This is a genomic window from Priestia endophytica DSM 13796 (genome assembly GCF_900115845.1).
GTDB classification, from domain to species: Bacteria; Bacillota; Bacilli; order Bacillales; family Bacillaceae_H; genus Bacillus_I; species Bacillus_I endophytica.
In genome coordinates this window covers 160,276-176,180 of sequence record NZ_FOXX01000001.1, presented here as the reverse complement: position 1 = coordinate 176,180, position 15,905 = coordinate 160,276, and the positions used below count along the sequence as shown (strand labels likewise).

The window sequence follows — 15,905 nt, the reverse complement described above, 5'->3', positions numbered from 1 at the left end:
CTCACCACTTTATCTGTTAAGGAGAAAAGAAATTACATCTGGAGGGAAACAAATGTCTGAAAAAATCGTTAATGTAATAGGAGCTGGACTTGCTGGAAGCGAAGCAGCTTGGCAGCTTGCTAAAAGAGGAATTAAGGTACATCTTTACGAAATGCGTCCTGTTCGTCAAACAGCAGCACATCATACAGATAAATTTGCGGAGCTTGTATGTAGTAACTCGCTTCGTGCCAACACGCTTACAAATGCTGTTGGAGTACTGAAAGAAGAGATGCGTCATCTAGATTCTGTTATTATTTCCTCAGCTGATGCTTGTTCTGTTCCAGCAGGCGGAGCACTAGCTGTTGACCGTCATGAATTTGCGGCACATGTAACAGAACGTGTGAAGCATCATGAAAATGTAACGGTATTTAATGAAGAGATTACAGAAATTCCAAGCGGACCCACTATTATTGCAACAGGTCCATTAACGTCCCAAGCATTATCTGAACAACTTAAAAGTTTAACAGGAGAAGAGTATCTTTATTTTTATGATGCAGCAGCTCCAATCATCGAGAAAGACAGCATTGACATGGATAAGGTATACTTAAAGTCTCGCTATGATAAAGGAGAAGCAGCATATTTGAACTGTCCAATGACAGAAGAGGAATTTGATCGTTTCTATAATGCACTTATTGAGGCAGAAGTTGTACCACTAAAAGAATTTGAAAAAGAAGTATATTTTGAAGGTTGCATGCCAATTGAGGTAATGGCTTCAAGAGGAAAGAAAACAATGCTTTTTGGTCCATTAAAACCAGTAGGCCTTGAAGATCCGAAAACAGGAAAACGTCCGTACGCTGTTGTACAACTTCGCCAAGATGATGCAGCAGGAACACTTTACAATATCGTTGGTTTCCAAACGCATATTAAATGGGGACCTCAAAAAGATATTGTTCGCTTAATTCCTGGACTTGAAAATGCAGAGATCGTTCGTTATGGTGTTATGCATCGAAATACGTTTATTAATTCACCAAGACTTCTAAAACCGACATATCAATACAAAGATCGTGAAGATTTATTCTTTGCAGGCCAAATGACAGGTGTTGAAGGTTACGTAGAATCAGCTGCAAGCGGACTTTTAGCAGGAATAAACGCAGCTCGCTATGTGTTAGGTGAGGAACTTTTAGTTTTTCCTCAAGAAACGGCTCTTGGAAGCATGGCTCACTATATTACACATACAAGTGATAAAAACTTCCAACCGATGAATGCAAACTTTGGAATATTCAAGGATCTCCCAGTTCGCATTAAAAAGAAACAAGAGCGCAATGAAGAGTATGCTAAGCGTGCACTTGAGATAGTTCAAAATTTTGTGAAAAATATATAAATTATTTGCGCGGGCTACTAAAAGTGTGATAATATTTAGTAGCCTTTGCGAGGTGAAGCAATGATAAATGTGAAAGAATCTTTAAATTGCTATCTTGAATATTTACAAATTGAGAAAAATTACTCACAATATACAACGCTGTGTTATGAGAAAGACATTTTATTGTTTATGGAATTTCTAGAGGAAGAAGGGATTAAAAGATTAGAGGACGTTACATATAGCAACGTTCGTATCTTTTTAACCAAACTTCACGAGCACAGCTATTCTAAGCGATCGATTGCCCGTAAAGTATCAGCTTTGCGAAGTTTTTATCGCTTTTTATCGCGCGAGCATACGGTAAAAGAAAATCCGTTTACAATGGTATCCCTCCCAAAGCGTTCGCACCGCAACCCTTCGTTCTTATATAAGGAAGAACTTGAACTACTTTTTGAAGTAAGCGATGTTTCTACACCGCTTGGTCAAAGAGATCAAGCAATCTTAGAACTTTTATATGCAACGGGAATAAGGGTAAGTGAGTGTGCTTCAATTATGCTGAGTGATATCGATATGTCAATGAAAACTCTTTTGGTTTATGGAAAGGGAAAGAAGCAACGCTATGTACCTTTTGGTCATTTCTCATATGAAGCCATAAAAAAATATAGGGATGAAGGTCGTCTAAAATTGCTCCCAAAGAGTAATATTGATTGTAAGGCACTCTTTGTGAATCATAGAGGTCAGCCTTTAACAGCTAGAGGCATTCGCTATATTTTAAACCGTATTGTTAAGAAAACGGCAGAGAACATTCATATTACTCCTCATTCTTTGCGTCATACTTTCGCAACGCATATGTTAAATGAAGGTGCTGACATGAGAACTGTTCAAGAACTTCTAGGACATGAAAATTTGTCAACAACTCAAATTTATACACATGTGACAAAAGATCGCCTTCGTTCTATTTATATGAATCATCATCCAAGAGCGTAAGCGACATAAAAGGATAATATGAAAAAAGAACACAAGAACATATGCTGAAGGAGAGATGTATATTATGGGTGACTTTCATGCTACAACGATTTTTGCGATTCAACACAAAGGCGGTTGCGCAATGGCAGGAGATGGACAAGTAACGTTCGGAAATGCTGTAGTAATGAAACATACAGCAAAAAAAGTACGTCGTCTTTTTCATGGGAAAGTGCTAGCAGGGTTTGCTGGATCTGTGGCAGATGCGTTTACTCTTTTTGAAATGTTTGAAAATCGTCTTGAAGAGTACAACGGTAATTTGCAGCGTGCAGCTGTTGAACTTGCAAAAGAGTGGCGCAGCGATAAAGTGTTACGCAAGCTAGAAGCAATGCTTATCGTAGCAAACGAAGAGCATATGCTACTTATTTCAGGTACAGGTGAGGTTATTGAACCTGATGATGGGATTTTAGCTATTGGTTCTGGTGGGAACTATGCGCTATCTGCAGGTCGTGCGCTCAAACGATATTCAGGTGAAAACATGTCAGCACGAGATATTGCTAAGGCCTCTCTAGAGATTGCTGGAGACATTTGTGTTTATACGAACGATCAAATTATTGTAGAGGAACTTTAAGGAGGGAAGAACAGAATGTATACAGAACTTACACCGCGTCAAATTGTTGAAAAACTTGATCAATATATTGTTGGACAAAAGGAAGCAAAAAAGGCCGTTGCCGTTGCACTTCGCAACCGTTATCGCCGCAGTAAGCTAAGTGAATCACTGCGAGATGAAGTTGTACCAAAGAATATTTTAATGATTGGGCCTACTGGAGTAGGGAAAACAGAGATTGCTCGTCGACTAGCAAAATTAGTTGGAGCTCCTTTTATTAAAGTTGAAGCAACAAAGTTCACGGAAGTCGGTTATGTTGGACGTGATGTAGAATCAATGGTACGAGACCTTGTGGAAACTTCTGTTCGACTTGTGAAAGAAGAAAAAACAAACGAAGTACGCGGGCAAGCAGAACAAAATGCAAACCAACGCATTGTTGATCTTCTCGTTCCTTCTAAACGTAAAAATACTCAATATAAAAACCCATTTGAAATGCTTTTTGGTGGTCAAGCTGAAGGGGAAAATCCTCAGCAAGAAACATCAAACGATGATGCATCAAGCGAAATGGAACGTAAGAGAATGGCTCATAAGCTTGCGCTTGGAGAACTTGAGGAGCATTATGTAACAGTTGAAGTAGAAGAACAGCAAGCTTCTATGTTTGATATGCTTCAAGGTTCGGGTATGGAGCAAATGGGAATGAATATTCAAGATGCGCTAGGTAATTTCATGCCAAAGAAAAAGAAAAAGCGTCGGTTAACAGTACGCGAAGCTCGCAAAGTGTTAACAAATGAGGAAGCACAGAAGCTAATTGATATGGATGAAGTAACGCAACAAGCAACAGAGCGTGCCGAACAGTTTGGAATTATTTTTATTGATGAAATCGATAAAATCGCTCGTAAAAGCAGCCAATCTTCATCAGGAGATGTGTCACGTGAAGGAGTACAGCGCGATATTTTGCCAATCGTTGAGGGTTCAACAATTATGACAAAGTATGGCCCTGTAAAAACAGACCACGTATTGTTTATTTCAGCAGGAGCTTTTCACGTTTCAAAACCATCTGATCTTATTCCAGAGCTTCAAGGAAGATTTCCAATTCGCGTTGAGCTTGGCAAATTATCAGTAGATGACTTTGTCCGTATTTTAGTTGAGCCTGATAATGCTATTATTAAACAATATACAGCATTATTGGAAACTGAAGGTATAAAAATTGAATTTTCTGACGAAGCTATTAAAAAGCTAGCTCAAGTAGCATTCGATGTAAACCAGGATACGGATAATATCGGAGCTCGTCGTTTACATACAATTATGGAAAGACTTTTGGAAGATCTTTCATTTGAAGCACCAGATGTAACGATGGAGAAGATTGAAATTACTCCACAGTATGTGGAAGAGAAACTTGGTTCAATCGCTAAAAACAAAGACTTAAGTCAGTTTATTTTATAAAGTCAGCCTTTTGGGGAGAGGGAACGCTTCTTAAAAGAAGAGGCGGATAGACTTTACAGGGAACAGAATTATTTACAATTTTCAGGAGGCAAAATCATAATGAATTTATTAGATAAAACAAGAAAAATTAATGCAATGTTACAGAAAGCAGCAGGAAAACCTGTTAACTTCAAAGAGATGGCTGAAACGCTTCGCGAAGTAATTGAAGCAAACATTTATGTTGTAAGTCGTCGCGGTAAGCTTTTGGGCGTTGCAATTAATCAGCAAATTGAAAATGAGCGTATGAAAGAAATGTTTGAAACACGCCAATTTCCAGAAGAGTACACTAAAAATCTTTTCAATATTAGAGAAACATCTTCTAATCTAGATGTAAACAGCGAGTATAGCGCTTTTCCTAATGAAAACAAAGACTTATTTACGAGCGGTTTAACAACAATCGTACCAATTAACGGTGGAGGAGATCGCCTAGGAACTCTTGTATTAGCACGTTTAGAAGAGAAGTTCACAGATGATGATCTTATTTTAGCTGAGTATGGGGCAACAGTTGTTGGAATGGAGATCCTACATGAGAAAGCTGAAGAAATTGAAGAAGAAGCTCGTAGCAAAGCGGTTGTTCAAATGGCAATTAGCTCACTATCTTACAGTGAATTAGAAGCAATTGAACACATCTTTGATGAGTTAAATGGAAACGAAGGCCTTCTTGTAGCAAGTAAGATTGCAGACCGCGTTGGTATTACGCGTTCAGTAATTGTAAATGCACTTCGTAAACTTGAGAGTGCAGGTGTAATTGAGTCTCGTTCACTAGGTATGAAAGGAACGTACATCAAAGTTCTAAACAACAAGTTCTTGCTTGAGCTTTCAAAACTAAAAGCAAACTAAATAATGGTTATAAAGACTTAGGACAATAAACCTTTATTAGAAATAGCACTTACTAAAGTGCTATTTTTTTGTGCTTTAATCGTATCATTTTTTGTCGAAAGATCTTATAATGTTAAAGAAAAGTAGGATAACCATTTTTAACATAATAAACAAATTACTTATATTTTTAACAAATATTAATATTTTGTATATAAATTGTTAATTTTCTTTAAAGATTTCAAAAAAAAAAGTAAAGAAACTCAAGAAATTATAGACATATCATGTCCTTTTTCCTAAAATGGATAATATCGGTACGAAAAAAATGTCGAAAAGAGGTAAAGAGAGAAAACTATGGAACTTTTTTCACAGACAATGAGTTCAATTCAAAATGGATTAAACTATGCTTCGTTGAAACAGAAAACAATTTCAAACAATATTGCTAACGTAGATACTCCTGGGTATAAAGCAAAAACGGTATCTTTTAAAAGTATGCTTCAAGCTGAGCAAGATAATCTTCTGAAAGCTACTCGCACGGATCCTCGTCATTTTGAATTTTCAACGTTCTCTTCTTCTCTAGGAGTTACAACTGTACATAATGCTTATCAATCAAACGGCAATGGGGTTGACATTGATAAGGAGATGACAGATATGGCTCAAAATCAACTTTATTATCAAGCTTTAGTAGACAGAATGAGCGGAAAATTTAACTCACTTAACACCGTCTTAAGAGGAGGGAATTAATTTTGTCAATTTTTAGTGGGCTAAATGCCAGCGCTTCAGCCTTAACAGCAAATCGCTTGAGGATGGATGTGACGGCTTCAAATATCGCTAATGCGAATACAACAAGAGCGCAATATGTAAACGGAGAATGGCAACCATATCGTCGTAAGATGGTAAATATAGCACCAGATAGTGAAAATCAGTTTTCAGCCGTTTTTCAAAAAGCTTTAAATACAAATAGTACAGGTGTAAAAGTCACAGGGATTGAGGAAGATGCTGAACCTTTTAAACTTGTATATGATCCAAGTCACCCAGATGCTAATGATCAGGGATATGTACAGCTACCAAATGTTGATCCACTAAAGGAAATGACGGACCTTATGAGTGCTTCTCGTTCGTACGAAGCAAACGTTACAGCACTTAATGCGACAAAAGGGATGTTAGTAAAAGCATTAGAGATTGGAAAGTAGGGTGTAACGATGATTAATGGAATTACGAACATATCATTACAGACTGAGGCGCTTCAGCCTAAAAATGAATGGGCTAGCACAAACCAAAGTTTTTCTAATTTTTTAAAAGACGCAGTAAATAAAGTTAATGAAGCTCAAAATGAGTCAGATGCTATGACAACAAAACTTGTGAATGGGGAAGATGTAGATTTACATAATGTGATGATTTCGTCTCAAAAAGCAAGCGTCGCCCTGCAGGCTGCTATTCAATTCCGCAATAAAGGAATTGAAGCTTACCAAGAAATCATGAGAATGCAGATCTAAATTTATTTTCCAAAGTTTAGCGGTTATTGGACTCTAAATAAATAGACAAGAAACATAACCGGGGGAAGAAAATGAAAGAAAGATTAACAGGAATTAAAGAGTGGAGTACTGGATTTTGGAGAGAGCGAAGTAAAAAGCAAAGATGGTTCATGATTGCGGGATTAGTCATTATTTTAATTGCAATTATTGTTGGGTCTATGCTTGCTAACCGTGAAAAATTTGTTCCTCTTTATAGTAATCTTTCAGCTCAAGAAGCTGGACAAATTAAAACGGAGCTCGATGCAAAAGGGGTATCCTCAGAGTTAAGTAACGGTGGGACAACCATTTCTGTCCCAAAAGAAAATGTAGATTCATTAAAAGTAGAGCTTGCGTCTCAGGGCATTCCGAAAAGCGGCAGCATTGATTACTCTTTTTTTAGTGAGAGTTCAGGATTTGGAATGACAGATAACGAGTTTAGTGTCCTAAAAGTAGATGCAATGCAAACGGAGCTTGCAAATCTTATTAAAGGAATTGACGGAGTACAAGATGCAAACGTAATGATTTCTTTACCAAAAGATAGCGTATGGGTGAGCGATAAAGGCGAAGAAGCTCAAGCTTCTATTGTTCTTACAACAAAGCCTGGCTATCAATTTGACGATCAGCAGATTCAGTCTCTCTATCATCTTGTGTCTAAAAGCGTTCCAAATTTGCCAACAGATAATATCGCTATTATGAATCAATATTTTGAGTACTATGATCTGGCAAATAACGATGGAAAAAATCCTGAGGGTGGGGTCGCTTCTATACAGTCTCAGTATGCGATGAAAAAGCAGGTTGAACGAGATATACAAAGAGAAGTTCAGAAGATGCTTGGCGCGATGATCGGTCAAGATAAAGTCGTTGTCTCTGTTTCAACAGATATTGATTTCACTCAAGAAACAAGAGAAGAAAATCTTGTGGAACCTGTTGATAAAGAGAATATGGAAGGAATTGCGGTAAGTGCTGAACGTTTAACAGAAACATATACAGGAGAGAATGCAGCGCAAGGGGGGACTGCTGGGACCGGAGACGGTGAAGTTCCTAACTATGAGAGCAGTGAAGAAAACGGAGATGGTGACTATGAACGAAAAGAAGAAAAAATCAATAATGAAGTGAATCGTATCCGTCGTCAAATTGTGGAAAGTCCTTATAAGGTAAAAGATCTTGGTATCCAAGTTATGGTGGAACCCCCAAAGAAAAATGACCCAAATTCACTTCCAGCTGGAAGTGTTGATGATATTCAACAAATTCTTGGCACAATTGTTAAAACAACAATTCAACAAGATGATGATGAACAAGCATTAACAGATGAACAAATCGAAGACAAAATTGCTGTATCTGTTCAACCTTTTAATGGAAAAACGGCTGTGGCACAAGAGGTATCCTCTTCTATTCCACTATGGATGTACATTATTGGGGGAGTATTACTTCTAGCTGTTATTATTCTAGCTTTCCTACTCATTCGTAGAAGAAAAGAACCAGAGTGGGAAGAGGAAGACTGGGAAGAAGCATATGCATTAGAAGAAGAGGAAGAGGAAGAACAGCCTCTAACAGAAGAACAACAAAGAAGACAGCGACTTGAAGACTTAGCACAGGGCAAACCTGATGAGTTTGTCAAACTTCTACGTTCGTGGTTAACAGAGGATTAGGAGGAAGAAATTGTGGCAAGAGTGGAACAAAAAGGTGCGTTAACAGGAAAGCAGAAGGCAGCCATCCTTTTAATTACGCTTGGACCAGACGTTTCAGCATCGGTTTATAAACATTTAACAGAAGAAGAGATTGAAAGTTTAACATTAGAAATCTCAGCTCTTAAAAAAGTAAATTTAGAAACAAAAGATAAAGTGCTAGAAGAATTTGAACGTCTAGCTGTTGCTCAAGACTATATTTCTCAAGGTGGAATTGGCTATGCCAAAACCGTTCTTGAGAAGGCGCTTGGAGCAGATCAAGCTGCGCTTATTATTAAGCGTTTGACATCGTCTCTGCAAGTCCGCCCATTTGATTTTGCTCGTAAAGCAAATCCAACTCAAATCTTTAATTTTATCCAAAATGAACATCCGCAAACAATTGCCCTTGTTCTTTCTTACTTGGAACCATCACAAGCAGGCCAGATTCTATCTTCACTTCCGCAAGAACAGCAGGCAGATATTGCAAGAAGAATGGCTGTTATGGATAGCACATCACCTGAGGTTATTAATGAAGTTGAGAAAGTCCTCGAAAGAAAGCTTTCTACAACAGTTACTCAAGATTATACACAAACAGGTGGTGTTGAAGCTGTTGTGGAAGTGCTCAATGGTGTTGATCGTTCAACAGAGAGAACCATTTTAGATACGCTTGAAATTCAAGATCCAGAACTTGCAGAAGAAATTAAAAAACGCATGTTTGTTTTTGAAGATATCGTCATTTTGGACAACAGAGCAATTCAACGTATTATTCGAGAAGTTGGTAACGAAGACTTGCTTCTTAGCTTAAAAGTATCAAGTGATGAAGTAAAAGAAGTTGTTTACCGAAACATGTCACAGCGCATGGTTGCTACTTTTAAAGAAGAAATGGAATTCATGGGACCTGTTCGATTAAAAGACGTAGAAGAAGCACAATCAAGAATTGTAGGAGTCATTCGTCAGCTCGAAGAATCAGAAGAAATTGTGATTGCGCGCGGCGGAGGGGATGATATGATTGTCTAATATTATTAAAAAACATCATGGATTCCAACATGCTCAAGATGGAAAAAAGATAGGTATACAGCCTGTTCAATTCAAGATTGAAACAGTAGAAGAATGCGAAGTTCAAAAGCAGCGAATGCGAGAGCAAGCTGAAAGTGAAGTTCAGCAAGCTCAGACAGAGGCTGAAAGAATACGTTTTAGAGCACAAAAACTGCTTCAAGAGGCAGAAAAAACGGTTGAAGAAAAACGTAAAGAATGGCAAGTAGAATATGAACAGCTCTTGGAAAGAGCAAAGCAAGAAGGGTTTGAAAAAGGTTTTTTTCAAGGAAAGCAGGAAGCTGAAAATCAATATAAAGAGCTTTTAAAGGAAGCAGAAGCAATGGTTCACCATGTTCAAGACTCGTATTATCAGTATATTGAACAATCAGAGATGGTGATTTTAGAGCTTGGGATGAAGGTTGCGAAAAAGATTTTAAATATTGAGCTTGAGGAAAATGAAGAGAAGTATATTCATGTTGTTCAAAAAGCAGTTAAAGAAGTTCGTGATCATAAGAATATTCATATATACATCTCACCAAAATACTATACGCTTGTCTCTCAGCGAAAAGAGGAACTTAGCCTGCTTTTAAGCTCTGATACTTCCTTGTTCTTTTATCCAAGTGAGGACCTTGGTGAAACAGATTGTATGATTGAATCTTCATTTGGAAAAGTAAATGCAAGCATCGACAGCCAGCTTGCTGAAATTAAGAAACGCCTCGTCGAAATGGTGAAGGATGAGGAAACGATATGAAAGTAAAAGAAATTTTAGAGAGGATAGAAGACATTTCTTCATTCAAACGATACGGAAAAGTTACGAGAGTAGTAGGGTTAATGATTGAAGCAAGAGGGCCAAGCACTTCTATTGGAGACATATGCTACATCCACTTACGCAATGGAGCAGCACATATTAAAGCAGAAGTGGTGGGTTTCAAAGAAGAATTTGTTATTCTTATGCCTTACAAAGATGTACGTGATATTTCGCCAGGGTGTATTGTTGAAACAACATCAAAGCCACTCCAAATCAAAGTTGGGGAAGCTCTTATTGGAAGTGTGTTAGATTCGCTTGGTCAGCCGTTAAATGGTGAAGAACTTCCAAAAGGTCTTTTCAACGTTTCAGCTGAAGAAGATCCACCAAACCCGCTTGAGCGTCCAACAATTCGCGAACCAATTGAAGTTGGAGTTAAAACAATTGATACGCTATTAACTGTTGGAAACGGTCAGCGGCTAGGAATTTTTGCAGGAAGCGGAGTTGGAAAAAGTACCCTTATGGGAATGATTGCCCGAAATACAAACGCAGATTTAAACGTCATAGCGTTAATTGGTGAACGAGGTCGAGAAGTTCGCGAATTTATTGAACATGATTTAGGTGAAGAAGGGTTAAAAAATTCAATCGTCATTGTTGCAACATCAGATCAGCCTGCCCTAATGCGTATTAAAGGAGCTTATACAGCAACATGTATTGCAGAATATTTTAGGAATCAAGGAAAGAACGTTATGTTTATGATGGACTCTGTAACTCGTGTTGCAATGGCACAGCGTGAGATTGGGCTTGCGGTTGGCGAGCCTCCAACAACAAAAGGTTATACTCCCTCTGTATTTGCTACACTTCCAAGACTTTTAGAGAGAACAGGAAGAAACAAAAGGGGATCTATTACAGCTTTTTATACAGTTCTTGTCGATGGAGACGACATGAACGAGCCTATTGCTGATACGGTAAGAGGAATTGTAGACGGGCATATCGTGCTTGACCGAGCTCTTGCAAATAAAGGGCATTATCCAGCTATCAATGTTTTAAAAAGTATAAGTCGGGTGATGAGCAGCATCGTTACCAGAGAACATAAAGAGAAAGCAAATCGATTAAGAGATCTTCTCTCAACATATTTAGAGGCTGAAGACTTAATAAATATTGGGGCGTACAAAAGAGGATCTTCTCAGAAAATCGATGAAGCAGTGACTTTATATCCTGAAATTATTAGTTTCTTAAAACAAGGAACAGATGAAAAAATACGTTTAGAAGAAAGCATTGAAGAGCTGAACAACCTAGTATAAAAGGAATGAAAAATGTGAGTTTTCAGTTTAAATTTTCTAAAGTTATGGCAATTAAACAATCTGAAAAAGATCGAATGCTGAATGAATACAATGAAGCTGTCAGTCAGTTTGAAGAAGTTGGTCAACGTCTTTATCAATGTTTGAAACATAAAGAGAATTTTATCGATGAATATAATGAAGAAATGAGCATAGGTGTTTCTGTCGAGAAGTTAAAACAGTCTCAAAACTATATGGATTATTTAGAACGTGAAATTGAAGTTCTTCAACAAAAGATGAACATCGCTCGACAGACAATGAGAATTAAAGAAGTTAAGCTACGTGAGAAAAACATCGAAGTGAAGAAGTACGAAAAGATGGAAACAAAATCGCTTATTCATTATCAAAATCTCCAACGAGAGAGCGAAGCAAAACAAATGGATGAAGTATCTATTCAGCAATACTTATTGAAAGGAATTAGGTGAGGGAAAGCTTATGAAAAAACAAAAGGCGGAGACAGAAAAAGAGCCAAAGCGAAAGAAAGGGCCTCTCCTTTTTATTGTTTTCTTACTCTTTCTTCTCATTATAGGTGGAGCAGGATACTTGCTGTTAAGCGCTAGTGGAGTTGATGTTAAAGGAAAAGTATTCTCAGCCCTTCCTTTCTTAAATGAAGAAAGCGACCAAGAGGCATCATCTCAGTCAACGAACTCATCTAACACGCAAAATCAAGAAATGGAAGCATTGCAAAAAAAGATAAAAGAGAAAGATCTTGAAATTGAAAATCTTCAAGTGAAGCTCGAGCGTGCAAAAGCAGAAATGCCAACTGAGGAAAATAGTAAAGAAACAGAAGCAAGCACAGGGGAAGAGGGAGACTCTCAAACAGCGGAGATGAAGAACCTTGTTCGTTCATATGAATCCATGTCACCTAAAAATGCTGCCCTTATTATAAGCGAATTGAAAGAAGACCAAGCTCTTGATTTACTCGGACAACTAAAAACAGAAGCGCTCGCAAACATTTTAGCAAAAATGGAACCTGACATGGCTGCTAAGTATACTGAACTTTTGGCTGAAGAAGCGAACGTTCAATAAGGAGAAAAAGGAATGAAACTTACTACATCCGAAATAGTACCACTCCCTTCTTTAAAAACATCTCTTGAAAAAGAGCCAAAGACGGGTTCTCCTCTTTTTCAAGGTTTGCTTCTTCAAGCAGGTATAGAACAGGAACAACAAAGTCAACAGCTACAAGAAAAGGAAAGCAGAAATGATGATAATATAGCAGCAGAAGAAGGTTTAATAAGTCTTCTCTTTTATCAACATATAACGTCAGAGTCCTCGGGAGATCTTCCCTTGACATCAAGGGTGCAAAAACTTGAGAAAATCTTCACAGAGAAGAGTGGGTTAAATAATCTCTTTCCTATTGATGGAAAAGGAACAGGAAAAGAGATTCAAGAAATGCTGCAGATTGTTCAAATACTTCAAAAAGAATTAATTCAGGGGAACGTCCATGATGCTGAATTGGTTTTTTTAATGCAAAAAAGCCCTTTATTTGCAGATATGAAGGAGACATTAACAAACGATGAAATGAGAGTTTTAAAAGTTTTTTCAAAGCTGTTGGAGGTCTTTCCAGCAAACGTGAAAGATGAGATTTTAAAGGGATCATCTAAACTACCTTCAAGAGAAGAATTAGAGCGCGTGCTTTCTCATATTGATCACAAATTAACCACTCTTTCTCAGAAAAAAGAGTCCTCTTCTCCGTTTGCTTCCTTCCTTTTTCCATCTGTTAAAAGAGGAGAAGAAGGAAAGGGAATGTTAGATACTCAACATAACTTAGTGTCTACTATTCCGAGCGGGACAATGAGTAAAGTCCACCAGCTTGTTTTTTATATTGGCAATAATGGTTCTTCACAGGAAGACCAGCTTGTACGGCAGCTTCAGCAAGCTTTTCAGCGCAGTTCTCTCTTTGTTCATGGAAACCAAACAAAGCTTCTCATTAAGCTTAATCCAGAAGAGCTTGGTACTATAACAGTTCAGCTTGTAAAACAACAGAATAAGCTCACTGCTACAATTGTAACAAGTACATCAGCTACAAAGGAAATGCTTGAACATCATCTTCATCACTTAAAAAGTGCTCTAACCCATCAAGGCGTACAGGTTGAAAAAATGGAAGTGCTTCAACAGTTTTCAGCCTCTGAGGGTTCAGATGCTGAGTTGAAAAGAGATTCTCGTGATGAAGAAGGAAAACAAAAAGAACAACAATCAAAAGAGCAAAAAGAAGAGAATCGCTTTGAAGAGATTTTGAAAGAGCTTGAAATGATAGAAGAAATGTAGGTGCTAAAAGTGGAAATTAATAATCGCTTTTCTTATGAAACAATGCAATCTGAGAAGCGGAAAACGTCTTCTTCAGGAAGCGAGCTTGGAAAAGATGATTTTCTAAATATTTTAATGACACAACTTCAAAACCAAGATCCATCAAATCCTGTTGATGATAAGGAATTCATTGCTCAATTGGCGACTTTTTCGACGCTTGAACAAATAACAAATTTGAATACAGCTGTTCAAAGTTTTATTGAAGAACAAGAACCGAACACGCTTTTACAACTGCAGAGTTTAATAGATCAAAATGTGAGGTGGAGTTCAACAGGAGAGAATGGTCAAACAAAAAAAGAGCAAACAGGCATCATTAAAAGTGTTTATATAGATGATAATCAAATGATGTTTGAAACAACTGAAGGATTAAAAGGAAATACAGCAGACCTTGATAAAATAGGGGTGCAAAATGTTGATGTTTTAGGAAATGCAAGCAATCTTATTAGACGAACAATAGGATGGCAGGAAGACGGGGCTGAAAAAGAAGCTGCTGTTAAATCGGTTTCTTTAAAAAATGGAACTCTTCTTTTTGAAATGGAGAACGGAAATACGATTAAACAAAGTCAAATTACTAGAGTTTTATCATAAAAGTTTAGGAGGAGAATGTATATGTTACGTTCGATGTATTCTGGGATTAGTGGAATGAAAAACTTTCAAACAAAGCTTGATGTGATTGGAAATAACGTTGCTAATGTAAACACGGCGGGATTTAAAAAAGGAAGAGTTCTTTTTAAAGATATGATAAGTCAGCAAGTTGGAAGCGCAAATGCTCCGACGAACCAAAATGGAGTGAATTTGGGAGGGATAAATGCAAAACAAATTGGCTTAGGTTCACAAATTCAGTCTATTGATACTCTTCATACAGAAGGAAGTACACAGTCAACAGGTCGAACGCTTGATTTGTCTATTGCTGGAGATGGGTATTTCCGAGTTCAATCAGGAAATGGTGAAGAATTTTATACAAGAGCAGGCAACTTTTATGTAGATGCTAATGGGGCCCTTGTTAACGGAGACGGCTATAAAGTTTTAAATACGAATAACCAAGCCATTACGATTGGAACAAATGCTGAAGATATCGCTATTGATACTTCAGGAAGAATCAATGTGAAAGTAAATGGTAACTGGAACGTTGTAGCAACACTAGGACTTACTCGTTTTTCTAACCCAGAAGGATTAGAGAAAGCAGGAGGTTCATTATTCCAATCTTCTGCGAACTCAGGAGCTCCTTTGAATGGTACACCTGGTGGGGATGGATATGGTGAAGTAATGTCAGGAACTCTTGAAATGTCAAATGTTGACTTGTCAGAGGAATTTACGGATATGATTGTAGCCCAGCGCGGTTTTCAAGCTAATACAAAAGTAATTACAACATCTGATGAAGTATTACAAGAGCTATTAAACCTTAAACGATAGAATCATAGGAGTTGAGCATTTAGAATGATTATGCTGACGCGTCTAAATGGCAAAGAATTTACTTTGAATGCTTTATATATTGAACAGGTGGAAGCATTTCCAGATACAACAATTACGTTAACAAATGGAAAGAAGTTTGTTGTAAGAGAAACGGTCGAATCTGTTTCCGCTAAAGTGAGCGCTTTTTACAGCGAAGTTCATATTTTAGGTAAAAAGAACGTGCAGGGAGAAGAAGATTGATGGGTAAAAAAGTGAAAATCATAACGATTATTATTTTTCTTTTACTGCTTGCTGGAGGCAGTACTTGGTTTTTTCTGTTTAAAAAAGAAGGAAAAGCAGAAGAAGTGAAAGAGCCATCTATTGATGAAGTTGTGGAGTCTTCTGTGAATATGGATGACGTTACAACGAACTTATCAAGTGAAAATTATATAAAGATGTCGTTTACTCTTCAAACGAACAGTAAGGAAGCAAAAGAAGAGCTAACAAAACGTGAATTTCAAGTAAGAGACCTTATGATTAAACAGCTTTCAAATATGAAAGTAGAACAATTTCGAGGAAAAGAAGGGATTTCTTCACTTGAACAAATGTTGAAAGAAGAGATTAATAGTTTGATGCAAGAAGGAAAAGTTGTAAAAATTTATACAACCTCCAAAATAATACAATAAATGACAAAGCGTCTTAAG

At 37.4% G+C, this 15,905-nt stretch carries 19 protein-coding genes; all 19 read left to right on the top strand.

Features of this window, described 5'->3' with window-relative positions; genetic code table 11:
• Positions 1-52 precede the first annotated feature (52 nt).
• The 19 genes from trmFO (at position 53) to fliL (ending at position 15,887) form a co-directional block, all read left to right on the top strand.
• On the top strand, positions 53-1,360 hold the full coding sequence (gene trmFO, locus BM012_RS00865; RefSeq protein ID WP_061801730.1) for an FADH(2)-oxidizing methylenetetrahydrofolate--tRNA-(uracil(54)-C(5))-methyltransferase TrmFO: 1,308 nt from the start codon (positions 53-55) through the stop codon (positions 1,358-1,360).
• A gap of 60 nt (positions 1,361-1,420) precedes the next feature.
• The gene (gene xerC, locus BM012_RS00860) at positions 1,421-2,323 is read left to right on the top strand and encodes a tyrosine recombinase XerC (protein ID WP_061801729.1); all 903 of its coding nucleotides are present in this window, start codon (positions 1,421-1,423) and stop codon (positions 2,321-2,323) included.
• 64 nt (positions 2,324-2,387) lie between these two features.
• Positions 2,388-2,930, top strand: coding sequence for an ATP-dependent protease subunit HslV (hslV, locus tag BM012_RS00855; RefSeq protein ID WP_019391807.1), 543 nt, complete (start codon positions 2,388-2,390; stop codon positions 2,928-2,930).
• Between the two features lie 15 nt (positions 2,931-2,945).
• Positions 2,946-4,349, top strand: coding sequence for an ATP-dependent protease ATPase subunit HslU (gene hslU, locus BM012_RS00850; RefSeq protein WP_061801728.1), 1,404 nt, complete (start codon positions 2,946-2,948; stop codon positions 4,347-4,349).
• A gap of 99 nt (positions 4,350-4,448) precedes the next feature.
• Positions 4,449-5,228 (top strand): GTP-sensing pleiotropic transcriptional regulator CodY, encoded by a 780-nt coding sequence (gene codY / locus BM012_RS00845; RefSeq protein ID WP_019391809.1) that lies wholly within the window; start codon positions 4,449-4,451, stop codon positions 5,226-5,228.
• A 330-nt stretch (positions 5,229-5,558) separates the two neighbouring features.
• A complete protein-coding gene (flgB, locus tag BM012_RS00840) occupies positions 5,559-5,948 on the top strand; it encodes a flagellar basal body rod protein FlgB (RefSeq protein WP_061801727.1) in 390 nt (129 codons plus the stop codon).
• A gap of 2 nt (positions 5,949-5,950) precedes the next feature.
• Positions 5,951-6,397, top strand: a complete 447-nt coding sequence (gene flgC / locus BM012_RS00835) for a flagellar basal body rod protein FlgC (RefSeq protein WP_061801726.1) — start codon at positions 5,951-5,953, stop codon at positions 6,395-6,397.
• A 9-nt stretch (positions 6,398-6,406) separates the two neighbouring features.
• Positions 6,407-6,700: a flagellar hook-basal body complex protein FliE gene (fliE, locus tag BM012_RS00830; RefSeq protein WP_061801725.1), complete on the top strand. Its 294-nt coding sequence runs from the start codon at positions 6,407-6,409 to the stop codon at positions 6,698-6,700.
• Positions 6,701-6,771: 71 nt separating this feature from the next.
• On the top strand, positions 6,772-8,367 hold the full coding sequence (fliF, locus tag BM012_RS00825; RefSeq protein ID WP_061801724.1) for a flagellar basal-body MS-ring/collar protein FliF: 1,596 nt from the start codon (positions 6,772-6,774) through the stop codon (positions 8,365-8,367).
• Positions 8,368-8,388: 21 nt separating this feature from the next.
• Complete coding sequence (fliG, locus tag BM012_RS00820; protein WP_372440002.1) at positions 8,389-9,399, top strand: flagellar motor switch protein FliG; 1,011 nt, start codon at positions 8,389-8,391, stop codon at positions 9,397-9,399.
• Entirely contained in the window at positions 9,392-10,168 is a 777-nt protein-coding gene (fliH, locus tag BM012_RS00815) for a flagellar assembly protein FliH (RefSeq protein WP_061801722.1), read from the top strand. Before fliG ends, fliH begins: the two co-directional genes overlap by 8 nt.
• Positions 10,165-11,466, top strand: coding sequence for a flagellar protein export ATPase FliI (gene fliI, locus BM012_RS00810; RefSeq protein WP_061801721.1), 1,302 nt, complete (start codon positions 10,165-10,167; stop codon positions 11,464-11,466). Before fliH ends, fliI begins: the two co-directional genes overlap by 4 nt.
• 14 nt (positions 11,467-11,480) lie before the next feature.
• Entirely contained in the window at positions 11,481-11,927 is a 447-nt protein-coding gene (fliJ, locus tag BM012_RS00805) for a flagellar export protein FliJ (RefSeq protein WP_061801720.1), read from the top strand.
• A 10-nt stretch (positions 11,928-11,937) separates the two neighbouring features.
• Positions 11,938-12,531, top strand: coding sequence for a MotE family protein (locus BM012_RS00800; RefSeq protein WP_061801719.1), 594 nt, complete (start codon positions 11,938-11,940; stop codon positions 12,529-12,531).
• A gap of 12 nt (positions 12,532-12,543) precedes the next feature.
• Positions 12,544-13,770, top strand: coding sequence for a flagellar hook-length control protein FliK (locus BM012_RS00795; RefSeq protein WP_061801718.1), 1,227 nt, complete (start codon positions 12,544-12,546; stop codon positions 13,768-13,770).
• Positions 13,771-14,397, top strand: coding sequence for a flagellar hook capping FlgD N-terminal domain-containing protein (locus tag BM012_RS00790; protein ID WP_061801717.1), 627 nt, complete (start codon positions 13,771-13,773; stop codon positions 14,395-14,397).
• A gap of 21 nt (positions 14,398-14,418) precedes the next feature.
• On the top strand, positions 14,419-15,222 hold the full coding sequence (gene flgG / locus BM012_RS00785; RefSeq protein ID WP_061801716.1) for a flagellar basal body rod protein FlgG: 804 nt from the start codon (positions 14,419-14,421) through the stop codon (positions 15,220-15,222).
• A gap of 24 nt (positions 15,223-15,246) precedes the next feature.
• A complete protein-coding gene (locus BM012_RS00780; protein ID WP_061801715.1) occupies positions 15,247-15,462 on the top strand; it encodes a flagellar FlbD family protein in 216 nt (71 codons plus the stop codon).
• Complete coding sequence (gene fliL, locus BM012_RS00775; protein WP_061801714.1) at positions 15,462-15,887, top strand: flagellar basal body-associated protein FliL; 426 nt, start codon at positions 15,462-15,464, stop codon at positions 15,885-15,887. Before BM012_RS00780 ends, fliL begins: the two co-directional genes overlap by 1 nt.
• The last annotated feature ends 18 nt before the right edge of the window (positions 15,888-15,905 follow it).

What these genes read in the sequence shown, in the direction of transcription:
- hslV (WP_019391807.1), top strand. Translation starts at nt 2,388, where the DNA reads ATGGGTGACTTTCATGCTACAACGATTTTTGCGATTCAACACAAAGGC.
- BM012_RS00795 (WP_061801718.1), top strand. Translation starts at nt 12,544, where the DNA reads ATGAAACTTACTACATCCGAAATAGTACCACTCCCTTCTTTAAAAACA.
- xerC (WP_061801729.1), top strand. Translation starts at nt 1,421, where the DNA reads ATGATAAATGTGAAAGAATCTTTAAATTGCTATCTTGAATATTTACAA.
- trmFO (WP_061801730.1), top strand. Translation starts at nt 53, where the DNA reads ATGTCTGAAAAAATCGTTAATGTAATAGGAGCTGGACTTGCTGGAAGC.
- BM012_RS00780 (WP_061801715.1), top strand. Translation starts at nt 15,247, where the DNA reads ATGATTATGCTGACGCGTCTAAATGGCAAAGAATTTACTTTGAATGCT.
- fliE (WP_061801725.1), top strand. Translation starts at nt 6,407, where the DNA reads ATGATTAATGGAATTACGAACATATCATTACAGACTGAGGCGCTTCAG.
- BM012_RS00800 (WP_061801719.1), top strand. Translation starts at nt 11,938, where the DNA reads ATGAAAAAACAAAAGGCGGAGACAGAAAAAGAGCCAAAGCGAAAGAAA.
- fliI (WP_061801721.1), top strand. Translation starts at nt 10,165, where the DNA reads ATGAAAGTAAAAGAAATTTTAGAGAGGATAGAAGACATTTCTTCATTC.
- fliF (WP_061801724.1), top strand. Translation starts at nt 6,772, where the DNA reads ATGAAAGAAAGATTAACAGGAATTAAAGAGTGGAGTACTGGATTTTGG.
- hslU (WP_061801728.1), top strand. Translation starts at nt 2,946, where the DNA reads ATGTATACAGAACTTACACCGCGTCAAATTGTTGAAAAACTTGATCAA.
- flgG (WP_061801716.1), top strand. Translation starts at nt 14,419, where the DNA reads ATGTTACGTTCGATGTATTCTGGGATTAGTGGAATGAAAAACTTTCAA.
- codY (WP_019391809.1), top strand. Translation starts at nt 4,449, where the DNA reads ATGAATTTATTAGATAAAACAAGAAAAATTAATGCAATGTTACAGAAA.
- flgB (WP_061801727.1), top strand. Translation starts at nt 5,559, where the DNA reads ATGGAACTTTTTTCACAGACAATGAGTTCAATTCAAAATGGATTAAAC.
- fliL (WP_061801714.1), top strand. Translation starts at nt 15,462, where the DNA reads ATGGGTAAAAAAGTGAAAATCATAACGATTATTATTTTTCTTTTACTG.